Source organism: Streptomyces cinereospinus (genome assembly GCF_042430725.1).
GTDB classification, from domain to species: domain Bacteria; phylum Actinomycetota; class Actinomycetes; order Streptomycetales; family Streptomycetaceae; genus Streptomyces; species Streptomyces cinereospinus.
On sequence record NZ_JBHMCY010000032.1, the window covers coordinates 42,000 to 54,633 of the forward strand.

Consider the following 12,634-nt stretch of genomic DNA (forward strand, 5'->3'; position numbering starts at 1 on the left):
GGGTCTTTCCTGGGCCTTCCCGGCCTTCCTCGGGGTCTCCCCTGGGCCTTCCCGGGCCTTCCTCCGGGTCTCCCCTGGGCCTTCCCGGACCTTCCTGCGGATCTCCCCTGGGCCCCCTCCTCCGGGTTTCCTTCCGGGTTCTCTTCCGGGTTTCCTTCCGGGTCTTCTTCCCGGCCCTGTTCCCGGCCTCGCTCCGCAGGGACGAATCCACTCGTATCGGCGGTTACCCGGGGTCGCCCCGGAGGGAGCCGTGTTGCGGAGCAGGTCCCGTCCGCGCATAGTTGCGCTGCGGAAGAGGCTGGAACCGGGGGTGGAATGAGCCATGGCCGGGCACGGGACGGACGAGCATCCGCATGGTGCTGACCGACTGTGCGAGGCCGGGGATCGCGTGTATTCCCGGGCCGTACGGCGGGGCCGTGTGCCCCGCCGCGACGCCGAAACGGTGCCCTGTCTGCTGGAACTCGCCCTGCTGCACCCCGACCCCGACGACATGGACTGGCTGGTGCCCACCTCCCCGCAGGAGGTCATGACCCGCCTGTTGCGCGGCGTGCACGACGAGATCAGCGCCAGCCAGCGGCGGATGGGCTCGGCGGTGGCGGCCTTCGAGTGGTACGCCGGTCTGGGCGGCCCGGCGGCCGCCTCGTCCGAGGGCATGGCCCTGCGGGTGCTGGACGGCCCCGCGCGCATCCAGGCGGCGCTGGACGAGGCGACGGCGGCGTGCACCACCGAGGTGCTCACCGTGCAGCCCGGCGGCATCCGGCGCGAGCACGAACTGTCCGAGGGCCTGCACCGGGCGCTGGCGCTGCGCGGGCGGGGCGTGAGGATGCGCGACCTGTACAACCACGTGGCCCGGCACGGCCAGGGCCTGCTGAACTACCTGGAGTTGATGGGGGACGCGGTCGAGGCCCGGACCCTGGACGAGGTCATCGACCGGCTGATCCTCTTCGACCGCACGGTGGCCTTCGTCCCCGCGAACGCCGACCGCACGATGGCCCTGGAACTGCGGCACCCGGGGCTGGTGGAGTACCTGGTGACGGTCTTCGAGCGCCTGTGGCGCCTGGCGGTCCCGCTCACCGCCCCGCTCCCGGACACGGGCATCGAGGGCATCTCCCACCGGGAGCAGTCGATCGCGGCGCTGCTGGCCGAGGGGCACCAGGACGCGGTGATCGCGGAGCGGCTCGGCATCAGCGTGCGCACCTGCCGGGCCCATATCGCCCGGCTCTCCGAGACGTTGGGGGCGGCCAGCCGCACGCAGCTGGGGGTGCGGATAGCCCAGGTCGGCCTCGACGGGCGGGCCCGCCCGCTGTCCGCGGCCGAACTCACCCTGCCCGACCAGGGATCGCCGACCGCCCGCTGAGCGGCCCGCCGGCCGGGGCCGGCCCGGCGTTCAGTGCTCCCGCTCCAGGATCCCCGACTGCGCTATCAGATAGCCGAGCTGGGCGCGGCTGCCGCTGCCCAGGGCCGCGGCCAGCTTGGCGATGTGGGCGCGGCAGGTGCGGACGTTCATGCCCAGCCGGCGGGCGATCGCCTCGTCGACGTGGCCCTCGATGAGGAGCTTCGCGATGGAGCGCTGCACGCCCGTGATGCCGTCGGAGGAGACGTCGTTGGGCAGTTCCTCGGTCAGCGGGACCGCGCGCTGCCACAACTGCTCGAAGACCTTGCGCAGATAGGTGACCAGCCCGGGGTGGCGCAGTTCCAGGGCGACGCTGCGGTCGTCGCTGGCGGGTATGAACGCCACGGCGTTGTCGAAGACGATGAGGCGCTCCACGAGCTCCTCCAGCGTGCGCACCTGGACGTTGCCGCGGGGCATGCGTTCGACGTAGGCGAGGGTGCCCTGGCTGTGCCGGGCGGTGTGCTGGTAGAGGGTGCGGAAGATGACCCCGCGGTCGGTCAGGGGGCGGTCCCGCTTGAGGGCCTGGGCCAGGGCGTCGACGGGACGGCCGCCGCCGGGCTGGATCGTCAGCACCTCGCGCTCGCACTCGGCCGTGGCGGAGTCGATCGCCGTGTTGATGCGGTCGAACCCCTCCAGCACCGTGATGGCATGGATGCTGCCCGGATTCTGGGTACTGATGGCGATGAACGGGTCGAACGAGTCGGTCAGTTCGATGGCCTGGCGCCGGCGGTCCTGGATCTCCCGCTCCAGCGGTTGCAGCCGCTGGGCGAGGGCGACGGACGGCGGCACGGGGCGCAGCCAGTTGGCGTCGTCCGGGTCGGGGTGGAGCAGCCCGAACTCCAGCAGGCAGAGGGCGGCGGGTTCGACGTCCATCCGGTTGATGCGGCCGGAGCGCAAAGCGGTCGCGTAGAGCCGTGCCCCCTCGCCGCACAGAGCGGTAAGCGCGTGGGGATGTGTCGGTTGTGCGTCTTTTGCGGGCAAAGCTCCACCCCCCAGGGTCCTGAACATGCAGGAACATGATGCACCGCTCCTGTGGCATTGACGTGCCTGAATAAGCCATCGTCTTGTGACGCGGGGGAGAGGAAACCATCGAGTGAGGACGAAGCCGACTATGCGAGCGAGATTGCTTGGCTCAGTGCTTGCCGCGGTCTTCTCCGCCGTAGCGACCTTCGGTGCCCTCGGGGCGGCGGACGCCAAGGCCGCTTCGCTGGACACGGGCTGGACCAGCGTGCGTGCGGACACCGGCTGGACCAGTGCGCCCGCGTTCGCCGGCGACGGGGGGCTGACGGGGGCCGCGCAGGACGGTGGGGCATGAGTACTCCGCCCGACGACCGTTCCTTCCGTAGAGAAATGGCCACCGCCTACCGTTCCGGCTGGCACTTCATCGACCTGGCCACCGCCATCCCCCACAGCGGTGACTCGTTGATGGTGACCGTGTTCGGCGAGCCCGTCGTCGTCACCCGGGACGAGGACGGGGACGTGCGGGCCTACCGGTGTCTGCGGCGGCCTCGGGGGGCGCCGCAGCCCGTGCGGTGCGCCATCCGGTACGGCATGATTTTCGTGAACCTGGACCAGCGTGACCATCGTCTGGTGGAGCCGGAGACCTCCGGTCCCCTGACCGTCTCGGCCACCCCCCGCAGTGCCTGACGCGATTCCCCCGTCGTAACAGATCGCTCAGGTGCTTCCCCCCGCAGCGGCGTCACCGTGACCTGAACACGGTGACGCCGCTGCAGTTTGTGCGGAAACATCGCGTTATCGCATCCTATCGGACGTGCGTTCGAGTGTGGCCGAAAAGAGCCGCTGCCCATCCTTGGCGCGATCCAGGCTGGCCCCGGGTACCCGGAAGGGACCCGGGGCGTTTCCCGCTTCGCCCTTGAGTGGAATAGACTCAACTTTGTGGACGTTGGCTGAGTCAGTGGCTCACAAGGAGGAGAACGCGAACGTGGACGCCGAGCTGACCAACCGGAGCCGGGACGCGATCAACGCGGCCGGCAACCGGGCCGTGACCGAAGGGCACCCCGACCTCACCCCCGCGCACCTGCTCCTCGCTCTGCTCCAGGGGCAGGACAACGAGAACATCACCGACCTGCTGGCCGCGGCCGACGCCGACCAGGCGGCCGTACGCGCCGGTGCGGAGAAGGCGCTCGCCCAGCTGCCCAGCGTGACCGGCTCCACCGTCGCGCCCCCGCAGCCCAACCGCGAGCTGCTCGCGGTGATCGCCGACGCCCAGGCCCGGGCCCGGGAACTCGGGGACGAGTACGTCTCCACCGAGCACCTGCTGATCGGCATCGCCGCGAAGGGCGGCGCGGCCGGCGAGGTGCTGGCCCGGCAGGGCGCCGACGCCAAGAAACTGCTGGCGGCCTTCCGCACGGCCCGCGGCGGGCGCCGGGTGACCACCGCCGACCCCGAGGGGTCGTACAAGGCCCTGGAGAAGTTCGGCACCGACTTCACCGCCGCCGCCCGGGAGGGCAAGCTCGACCCCGTCATCGGGCGGGACCCGGAGATCCGCCGGGTGGTGCAGGTGCTCTCCCGGCGCACCAAGAACAACCCCGTGCTGATCGGTGAGCCCGGTGTCGGCAAGACCGCCGTCGTCGAGGGGCTCGCCCAGCGGATCGTCAAGGGCGACGTGCCCGAGTCGCTGCGCAACAAGCGGCTGGTGGCGCTGGACCTCGGCGCCATGGTCGCCGGGGCCAAGTACCGCGGCGAGTTCGAGGAGCGGCTGAAGACCGTGCTCGCCGAGATCAAGGACTCCGACGGGCAGATCATCACCTTCATCGACGAGCTGCACACCGTCGTGGGCGCCGGCGCCGGCGGCGACTCGGCCATGGACGCGGGCAACATGCTCAAGCCGATGCTCGCCCGCGGCGAGCTGCGCATGGTCGGTGCCACCACCCTGGACGAGTACCGCGAGCGGATCGAGAAGGACCCGGCGCTGGAGCGGCGCTTCCAGCAGGTGCTGGTCGCCGAGCCCAGCGTCGAGGACACCATCGCCATCCTGCGCGGGCTCAAGGGCCGCTACGAGGCCCACCACAAGGTGCAGATCGCCGACAGCGCGCTGGTCGCCGCGGCGACCCTGTCCGACCGGTACATCACCTCCCGGTTCCTGCCCGACAAGGCCATCGACCTCGTCGACGAGGCCGCCTCACGGCTCCGGATGGAGATCGACTCCTCGCCGGTCGAGATCGACGAACTCCAGCGGGCCGTCGACCGGCTGAAGATGGAGGAGCTGGCCCTCGGCAAGGAGACCGACGCGGCCTCCCGCGAGCGCCTGGACAAGCTGCGCCGCGACCTCGCCGACAAGGAGGAGGAGCTGCGCGGCCTGAACGCCCGCTGGGAGAAGGAGAAGCAGTCCCTCAACCGGGTCGGCGAGCTGAAGGAGAAGCTCGACGAACTGCGCGGGCAGGCCGAACGCGCCCAGCGCGACGGTGACTTCGACACCGCCTCCAAGCTGCTGTACGGCGAGATCCCGGCCGTGGAGCGCGACCTCGAGGCCGCCTCCGCCGCCGAGGAGGAGGTCGCCAAGGACACCATGGTCAAGGAGGAGGTCGGCTCCGACGACATCGCGGACGTCGTCGCCTCCTGGACCGGCATCCCGGCCGGCCGGCTGCTGGAGGGCGAGACGCAGAAGCTGCTGCGGATGGAGGAGGAGATCGGCCGGCGGCTCATCGGCCAGGCCGAGGCCGTGCGCGCGGTGTCCGACGCGGTACGGCGCTCCCGGGCCGGCATCGCCGACCCGGACCGGCCCACCGGCTCGTTCCTCTTCCTCGGCCCGACCGGTGTCGGCAAGACCGAGCTGGCCAAGGCGCTCGCCGACTTCCTCTTCGACGACGAGCGGGCCATGGTCCGCATCGACATGAGCGAGTACGGCGAGAAGCACAGCGTCGCCCGCCTCGTCGGCGCCCCGCCCGGGTACGTCGGCTACGAGGAGGGCGGCCAGCTGACGGAGGCGGTACGGCGCCGGCCGTACAGCGTGGTGCTCCTGGACGAGGTCGAGAAGGCGCACCCGGAGGTCTTCGACCTGCTGCTCCAGGTGCTGGACGACGGGCGGCTGACGGACGGGCAGGGCCGCACGGTCGACTTCCGCAACACCATCCTGGTGCTCACCTCCAACCTGGGCAGCCAGTTCCTGGTCGACCCGATCAGCAGCGAGGAGGAGAAGCGGGAACAGGTGCTGGAGGTGGTCCGGGCCTCCTTCAAGCCGGAGTTCCTCAACCGGCTGGACGACCTGGTCGTCTTCTCCGCGCTGAACAAGGACGAGCTGAGCCGGATCGCCCGGCTCCAGATCGACCGGCTGGCCCGGCGGCTCGCCGAGCGCCGGCTCACCCTGGAGATCACCGACGAGGCGCTGGCCTGGCTGGCGACCGAGGGCCTGGACCCGGCGTACGGCGCCCGTCCGCTGCGCCGCCTGGTGCAGAGCGCCATCGGCGACCGGCTGGCCAAGGAGATCCTCTCCGGCGAGATCAAGGACGGCGACACGGTCCGGGTGGACGTGTTCGGCGACGGGCTCCTCGTGGGACCCGCGACCGCCGCGACGCTCTAGTGCCGTGGCACTAGGCCGCCCCGCGCTTCTCGGCGTCACCGGCCGGACGGTGCCACAGCGTGAACGCCGAGAAGCGCACCAGCGTGGTCCGGGCGTCCTGGTGGTCGGCGGTCACCTGGACTGCGTGCGCCTCGGCCGCCGCGGGCAGGTCCTCCGTGGAGAGGCCGACGTCGAGACAGAGGTCCGCGTCGGCGTCCGCGCACACCGTCCGCGGCGCGGGGGCGTCCGGATACGTGCCGGCCAGCCAGTCCCGCACGTCCGCGCGGGGCATCCGGAAGACGGCCGTGTAGGCCGTGTCGGCGCCGTGCGCCACCGTGCACGACTCCGCCTCGGCGCCCGCGGGCAGCGCGGCCCCGCCGAAGCCGAGCGCCCGCCCGCAGCCGGCCTCCTCGGCGACGAACCTGCCGACCTCCTCGTCGTCGGCCAGCGCGAAGGCCGCGAGGGCCACCACGAGCAGGCCCACGACCAGCACCGGCACGGCCGCGAGGGCCGCGAGGGCGAAGCTCCCCCACCGGGTGCGGCCCCGGGGCACCCCCGCCCCCGCCGCCGCGACGTCCCGTTCCTCCGCGATTTCCCCCGCCATGGATGCCCACCCCGCCCCGCACCGGCCGACCGGCCGGATCCCGTCCGCCAACGGCTGACAGATTACGGCGGGTCTTGCCACCCCCCTCCCCGCATGGGGGAGGATGGCGGAATCCGTACGAAGGGAAAATCACGGTGACCATCGACCCGTCCTCGATTCCGAACTTCGGGGGCAAGCCCCAGCCGCAGCCCCAAGGGCCGGCGGGCCCCGTCGTCCCGGATCAGGACCTTGTGAAGCAGCTCCTCGACCAGATGGAGCTGAAGTACGTCGTCGACGAAGAGGGCGACCTCGCGGCGCCGTGGGAGCAGTTCCGTACGTACTTCATGTTCCGCGGCGAGGGAGACCAGCAGGTCTTCTCGGTGCGGACGTTCTACGACCGCCCCCACCCGATCGACGAGAAGCCGCAGCTGCTGGAGTCCATCGACGACTGGAACCGGCGGACCCTGTGGCCCAAGCTCTACAGCCACACCCACGACGACGGCACCGTCCGCCTCATCGGCGAGGCCCAGATGCTGATCGGTACCGGCGTCAACCTGGAGTTCTTCGTCTCCTCGACGGTCAGCTGGGTGCGCGCGGCCATCGAGTTCGACCGCTGGCTGGTCGAGCAGCTCGGCCTGGAGAAGGAGATCAACGACGCGGACAAGCCCGGGGACGAGGAGTAACCGGGCGTCGCGGGAGCCCGGCCGGACACCCCGGCCGGGCTCCCGTCATGTCCGGGCCCGCCGCCTCACCCGGCGAGCGTCTTCAGCCGGGTGACCGCCTCCTCCAGCACCGCCCGCCGCTTGCAGAACGCGAACCGCACGAAGGGCGCGCCCGCCTCCCGGTGGTCGTAGAAGACGGCGTCGGGGACGGTGACGACGCCCGCGCGCTCGGGCAGGGCGCGGCAGAAGACGAAGCCGTCCCGCTCGCCGAGCGGGCGGACGTCGGTGGTGACGCAGCAGGTGCCAGCCGGCTAGAGGACGGTGCAGCCCGCCTCCGCCGGGCCCGCCGCCGACGGTCCCGCCTGGCAAGCATGTCCTCTGGCCGGCGTGTCCTCGCGGAACGCGGTGAAAGGAGCACACCGCCGCCACCAGCCCCGGCGCGGCGCTGATCCGGGCGACAGCTCGTCGGCCTCCCCCTTCCCCTGTCGTGCGACAGGCCCCGCTGCGGATCTCCGGTACCGCCGGTGAGCCGGCCACAGTGCCTGTCCCGACCGGTCTACCGGCCGTACCGCCGGGCCCGGTGACGCGGCACTGTCCGTCGTATCCTGACCACACACGGGAAGGAGCCTTCCATGAGCGTCGACGCGATCGTGCACACCGAGTTCCCCAAGGGGTACACGGTCCTGTTCGGGGCCGACGGAAAGGTGATCATGACCCCGCAGAGCGAAGAGCACTCCAGCACCATCAGGTCTCTGCAGATCGACTCCGCTCTTGCCCTCGGCCGTCACGCGAAGGTCACCTCCGACGTCCACATCGACTTCCCCGCCGACGAGAACTCCGCCCCCGACCTCGCGATCCTCCGCGAGGACGCCCGCAAGGAAGGCAAGCGCTACAGCTTCGAGGACGTCCTGCTGATCTCCGAGGTCGTCTCGATCTCCTCCGCACGCAAGGACTACGACGACTGCACCGCGAAGTACGGCCGCCACGGCATCCCGGTCTACCTGGTCGTGGACCCCTACGCCCGGGAAGTCGTCCTCCACAGCCAGCCGACCGCCACCGGTTACATCGCGGCGCACACCCACAAGTACGGCTCGGGCAAGCTCCCCATCCCCCTGGCCGACGGCCGCACCTTCACCCTCGACCTCGATGAACTCCCGCGCCCGGAGCCCGAGGAAGACGCCCGCTGACGAAGGCCTCCCGGGCATGCCGTTCCGTGCCGTGAGTCCGCGCGACGAAGTCCGGTGCGCCGCAGGAAGGTTCGAAGCCGCGTTCGCTGGGGGCGACAACCACCACGTACTGCCCTGAGGCAGCGGGCCCGCTCGTCCTCGGCGGAGTTGCTGGCCCCGGATCGGCGATAGCGTGGCACGGCAACGACTGCCGAGGACAGGTGGACGAGATCTCATGCGGATGCGGTGCGACCCCGAGGCCGGGGAGGAGTTCGAGGCGGCGCGTGGGCTGCTGGTCGACCGCCTGGTGCGGTGGGCCGGGGAGCAAGGGCTGCCGGTGGACGGCTCCATGGCCGAGACGGCGCTGGACTACCGGCACCTGGTGACTGCCGACGGCCGACTGGGGCTGTGGGAGTCGCGCCATGTGGAGGAGCTACTGCTCTCCTGGCTTCCCCAGCAGGTCACCGAGCTTCCCGGGGAGGAACGCGCCGACGCCCCGGGCACACTGCGCGCGCTGCTGCGCTATCTGCACGCCGCGCAGTTGGCGGACCCGCGCGGCCCCTCACTCCAGGAATCCCTTGCCGCGGTCGACAGGGTCGCGGAACAGCATCCGGCGGCGATGACGGACCGCTCTCGCTGGGGATTGGCGAAGTTCTGGGCGATGACGGCCGCGGAGCAGGGCGTGGACGTCCAGGACGGGGCGGCGTTTCAGCGCTTCGCGGACCGGGCGCAGCGCGGGGAGGTCGCCTACGATCAGCAGGCTCTCGCCGCGATCATGGAACGGCGGCTGACCGGCCGCGCGCTGTCCGGCGTGGCCCGGGCCGAGCCGCAACTGCCCGTGACGCTTCCCCCGGACGACGAACTGCGCCGACGGGCCGAGGCGTCGACGGCCGTCGCGCAGTTGCGCGGACTCGCCGAATGGGCGGGGCAGGGCGGCCGCCCGGTGACGGCGACGGGACGGTTGCGGCTGGCGGAGGCCCGCGAGCTGGTGGACGTACTCGGCACCGGCGACAGGATTGAGGGGGTGCGCTCTTCGGCTGACCTGCCGCGGCTGGGACTGCTGATGGAGTGGGCGAAGAAGGCACGGCTGGTCCGGGTGGTCAAGGGGCGGTTGTACGCGGTGGCCAAGGCCCGGCCGGTGCTGGCCGACCCGCTCCAGCTGTGGCTGCGCGCCTTCGACGCGTGCTTCGAGCTGCGGCAGGCCCTGATCGGGGCACGCGGCGGCTGGCACATCGAGTCGATGCTCTTCGACGTCTACGAGGACGTCCTGGACGACGTGCTGAACACGTTGTACAGCCTGCCGTACCCGATGCCCTGGCCGCGGCTGCGCGACACCGTGCACCTGGCCTATCGGAGCTCCTTCCAGCTCGACGCCGGGTCGGACCTTCAGCACCGGATGTGGTTCGAGCACGCCGACCGGGACCTGCGCGCGGTGCTCGACCTGCTGGACGACCTGGGCGCGATCGAGCGTGACCGTGGGATGGCCGATCCGGTGTTCCTCGACATCGACCTCTCCGACGCCGGTCCCGAGACGCTCGCGGACATGCCGCCGGAGCTCGCGGAGCTGCTGGGCGTCGCGGGGGCGGCAACGGACCCGGTGGCGCGGGAGCGTGCCGATGCCCGGCGAGAGGAGCTGACCGCCGGGCCGGTCGAGCTCATCCGTCTCACCGAACTCGGTACCCGGGCCGTACGACAGCGGCTGCTGGCGGCCGGCAGGGACGCACCGCTGGTCGGCGAACTGGTCCGGGCGCCGGCGGCCGGCCTGCTGGGGGTGCTGGCCGAGGAGTACGACCCGGACGCCGCCCGCACGGAGCTGGCCGGCTGGATCACGGCCCGCGGCGAGCGGGAAGGTGCCCTGCGGCAGCTGACCGACGCCGTAAGGACCATGCCTTTCCGCACGCGTGCGCAGGCGATGCTCGACGTGCTGCTGGCGGCGTTGCCGGACGGCGAGGGCGAGCGGCTGCTGCGCACGCTGCGGCGCGACACACAGCTGGCGCCGCTGGCGCTGCACGCGCTGGCGCACCGTGAGTTGCTGTCCCCAGAGGACATGACCGACGCAGAGTCTCTGCTGGTGCTCGCCGAGAGCCTGCTTCAACTCGTGGAGGTGGCGGGCGGCGGGGACGGCGCCGAGGAGACGCTGAGCGCCCAGGGCTCCCAGGCCAGGGACGCGGTTGCCGCCGCGTTGGACTCCGGGCACCCGGACCGGGCCGGACTCGACGAGCTCAGGCTGCTGGCGGCCCGGGCACTGGGGACCCACGCCGCCCGCGTCGGCCGCGCCCGGAAGGTTCGCCGCTCCTCGGGCATGAGCGGCCGCAAGCGGCGCCGCTGACCGGGCACCACCGCCTGCCTCCCGGGCGCGCGCTGCCACCGCGGCCTGGCGGCGCCGGTTGATCGCTGATGGAAGCGTGTCCGCCGACAGACGGGCCGGGTGATACGACTGCCGGTCACCGGTGTCCCGGTCGACCAGGCGGCAGTCGAGCGCGGACGCGCGGCGGCTCGGAGCAGCCAGGCCGTGTGGCCGGTTACATTCGCTGCTACGTCTGTGGCTGTCAGGCGGCCGGCGACGTGAGTCGGGCGGCCGCGTCCGCCAGCACCTCGGTGCGTTTGCAGAACGTGAATCGCACGAAGGGCGCGCCCTGCTCGCGGTGGTCGTAGAAGACCGCGTTGGGGATGGCGACCACCCCGCAGCGCTCCGGCAGCGCACGGCAGAGGGCGAAGCCGTCGCTCTCGCCGAGGGAGCGGATGTCGGTGGTGATGAAGTACGTGCCCGCCGGGCGGAAGACCGTGAACCCCGCCTGCTCCAGGCCGTCCGCGAGCAGCTCGCGCTTGGCCCGCATGTCGGCGCGGAACTCCTCGAAGTACGAGTCCGGCAGGCTCAGCGCCTCGGCGACCGCGTACTGGAAGGGGCCCGCGCTGACGTAGGTCAGGTACTGCTTGGCCGAGCGCACGGCGGCGACCAGCGGTGGCGAGGCGGTGACCCAGCCGACGCCGTGTTCACGCACTCATCCGTAATGATCACCGTGTGATGCCGGGACCGGCAGGATCTGTGCTCGATCCTTGAGTCCTGTCAGCTTTCGTAGTGGTAGCGGCACTGTGCGATCAGGACGCCGTCCTCGGTGGCCTTGTAGATCAGCCGGTGCTCGTCGTTGATACGGCGCGACCAGTAGCTTTGGAATCCGGGCTTGAGCGGTTCCGGTTTGCCGATGCCCTCGTTGCCGTTGCGGGCGATGTCCGCGCTGAGCGTGTTGATGCGCTTAAGCAGAAGACCGCGTTGGGGATCGCGACCACCCCGCAGTGTTCGGGCAGGGAGCGGCAGAAGGCGAAGCCGTCGCTCTCCCCGAGGGGGGCCGGATGTCGGTGGTGATGAAGTAGGGCCCTGGGGCTGGTAGACCTTGAACCCAGCCGCGCGCAGGCCGTCGCCGAGCAGGTCGCGCTTGCGGCGGAGGCCCGCGCAGAAGCTGTCGAAGCAGGGGTCCGGCAGGCGCAGCGCTTCGGCAATCGCGTACTGGAGGGGCCCGCGCTGACGTAGGTCAGGTATTGCTTGGCCGTCCGGACGGCGGTTACGAGTTCCTGGGCGCCGCCGGTCACCCGGGCCGCTCCGTGTTCGCGCACTCATTCTCATGCGGGTCCGAGGGCTACACCCCCGAGCGACAGTGAGCCGTTGCGTACACATGGGGCACTCGGTACTCTTGAGCGCATGACACAGCCCATGCCGATAGAGTCCATCCGCGATGTCCGGGCGCACCTGGCCGAGGTCGTGGAGCGGGCCGACCGGGACGACGTACCCACCGTCATCACCCGGCGCGGCAAGCAGGTCGCCGCCGTGGTGTCCATCGAGGTGCTGCGTAAGTACCAGGAGTGGGAAGAGCGCGAGATCAACCGGATCATCGACGAGCGCATGGCCGACCCGGCACCCGGCATCCCGATCGAGGACGTCATGAGGGAGACGCTGGCGCGCAGTGAGTGAGTACCGCACCGTCTTCCGAGCCGAGGCTCAGGCCGAACTCCGCAAGGTCCCGCGGGACATGGCCCTCCGCATTTTGGCCAAGCTGACTGAGCTGGAGAGCGACCCGACGGGGTTCAACACCACGGCCCTCGTCTCCCAGCCCGACCGTCGCCGCCTCCGGGTGGGCGACTACCGCGTGATCTACACGATCGACAACGGCGAACTGGTGGTGTGGGTCGTACACGTCGGGCATCGCTCCACCGTCTATGACACCTGAGCGCTCCTGACCTCGGTCGGAATATTCAGCACCGATCCAGGACGATCGAGAATCCAGGGGGCTGACCCCGAGGAGTCACGGCACGGCA

The 12,634-nt window shown here is 71.2% G+C and carries 10 protein-coding genes and 4 pseudogenes; 8 read left to right on the forward strand and 6 right to left on the reverse strand.

All coding sequences use genetic code 11. The features are described from left to right. The first annotated feature begins 322 nt into the window (after positions 1-322). Complete coding sequence (locus ACFF45_RS18275) at positions 323-1,357, forward strand: helix-turn-helix transcriptional regulator (RefSeq protein WP_381347225.1); 1,035 nt, start codon at positions 323-325, stop codon at positions 1,355-1,357. Positions 1,358-1,387: 30 nt separating this feature from the next. Here the strand turns inward: ACFF45_RS18275 and ACFF45_RS18280 are convergent, their stop codons facing one another. Next, positions 1,388-2,401, reverse strand: a complete 1,014-nt coding sequence (locus ACFF45_RS18280) for a helix-turn-helix transcriptional regulator (protein WP_381347227.1) — start codon at positions 2,399-2,401, stop codon at positions 1,388-1,390. Between the two features lie 303 nt (positions 2,402-2,704). Between ACFF45_RS18280 and ACFF45_RS18285 the strand changes: the two genes are divergently transcribed. After that, positions 2,705-3,040, forward strand: a complete 336-nt coding sequence (locus tag ACFF45_RS18285) for a hypothetical protein (protein WP_381347229.1) — start codon at positions 2,705-2,707, stop codon at positions 3,038-3,040. Between the two features lie 295 nt (positions 3,041-3,335). Then, a complete protein-coding gene (clpB, locus tag ACFF45_RS18290) occupies positions 3,336-5,933 on the forward strand; it encodes an ATP-dependent chaperone ClpB (protein ID WP_381347287.1) in 2,598 nt (865 codons plus the stop codon). Between the two features lie 10 nt (positions 5,934-5,943). Here the strand turns inward: clpB and ACFF45_RS18295 are convergent, their stop codons facing one another. Next, on the reverse strand, positions 5,944-6,516 hold the full coding sequence (locus tag ACFF45_RS18295) for a hypothetical protein (RefSeq protein ID WP_381347231.1): 573 nt from the start codon (positions 6,514-6,516) through the stop codon (positions 5,944-5,946). A gap of 134 nt (positions 6,517-6,650) precedes the next feature. On the opposite strand from ACFF45_RS18295, the gene ACFF45_RS18300 reads away from it, so the two are divergent. After that, positions 6,651-7,178 (forward strand): type III secretion system chaperone family protein, encoded by a 528-nt coding sequence (locus ACFF45_RS18300; RefSeq protein WP_381347233.1) that lies wholly within the window; start codon positions 6,651-6,653, stop codon positions 7,176-7,178. A 65-nt stretch (positions 7,179-7,243) separates the two neighbouring features. Here the strand turns inward: ACFF45_RS18300 and ACFF45_RS18305 are convergent. Beyond that, a pseudogene (locus tag ACFF45_RS18305) lies at positions 7,244-7,567 on the reverse strand (aminotransferase); the annotation flags it as partial. Positions 7,568-7,789: 222 nt separating this feature from the next. Here ACFF45_RS18305 and ACFF45_RS18310 point away from each other — a divergent pair. Together ACFF45_RS18310 and ACFF45_RS18315 are read left to right on the forward strand one after the other, a co-directional pair. Then, positions 7,790-8,344: a Uma2 family endonuclease gene (locus ACFF45_RS18310; RefSeq protein ID WP_381347235.1), complete on the forward strand. Its 555-nt coding sequence runs from the start codon at positions 7,790-7,792 to the stop codon at positions 8,342-8,344. Between the two features lie 214 nt (positions 8,345-8,558). Then, positions 8,559-10,652, forward strand: coding sequence for a hypothetical protein (locus tag ACFF45_RS18315; protein ID WP_381347237.1), 2,094 nt, complete (start codon positions 8,559-8,561; stop codon positions 10,650-10,652). A 220-nt stretch (positions 10,653-10,872) separates the two neighbouring features. On the opposite strand, the pseudogene ACFF45_RS18320 reads toward ACFF45_RS18315, so the two are convergent. From ACFF45_RS18320 to ACFF45_RS18330, 3 pseudogenes are all read right to left on the reverse strand, one after another. Next, positions 10,873-11,310: pseudogene (locus ACFF45_RS18320) on the reverse strand (aminotransferase class I/II-fold pyridoxal phosphate-dependent enzyme); the annotation flags it as partial. Between the two features lie 80 nt (positions 11,311-11,390). Continuing rightward, positions 11,391-11,585: pseudogene (locus ACFF45_RS18325) on the reverse strand (Txe/YoeB family addiction module toxin); the annotation flags it as partial. After that, positions 11,585-11,893: pseudogene (locus ACFF45_RS18330) on the reverse strand (aminotransferase class I/II-fold pyridoxal phosphate-dependent enzyme); the annotation flags it as partial. The pseudogenes ACFF45_RS18325 and ACFF45_RS18330, both read right to left, overlap by 1 nt. Positions 11,894-12,020: 127 nt before the next feature. On the opposite strand from ACFF45_RS18330, the gene ACFF45_RS18335 reads away from it, so the two are divergent. Together ACFF45_RS18335 and ACFF45_RS18340 are read left to right on the forward strand one after the other, a co-directional pair. Continuing rightward, positions 12,021-12,290, forward strand: coding sequence for a type II toxin-antitoxin system Phd/YefM family antitoxin (locus ACFF45_RS18335; RefSeq protein ID WP_381347239.1), 270 nt, complete (start codon positions 12,021-12,023; stop codon positions 12,288-12,290). After that, positions 12,283-12,546: a type II toxin-antitoxin system RelE family toxin gene (locus ACFF45_RS18340; protein ID WP_005483716.1), complete on the forward strand. Its 264-nt coding sequence runs from the start codon at positions 12,283-12,285 to the stop codon at positions 12,544-12,546. The genes ACFF45_RS18335 and ACFF45_RS18340 overlap by 8 nt, the downstream gene beginning before the upstream one ends. The last annotated feature ends 88 nt before the right edge of the window (positions 12,547-12,634 follow it).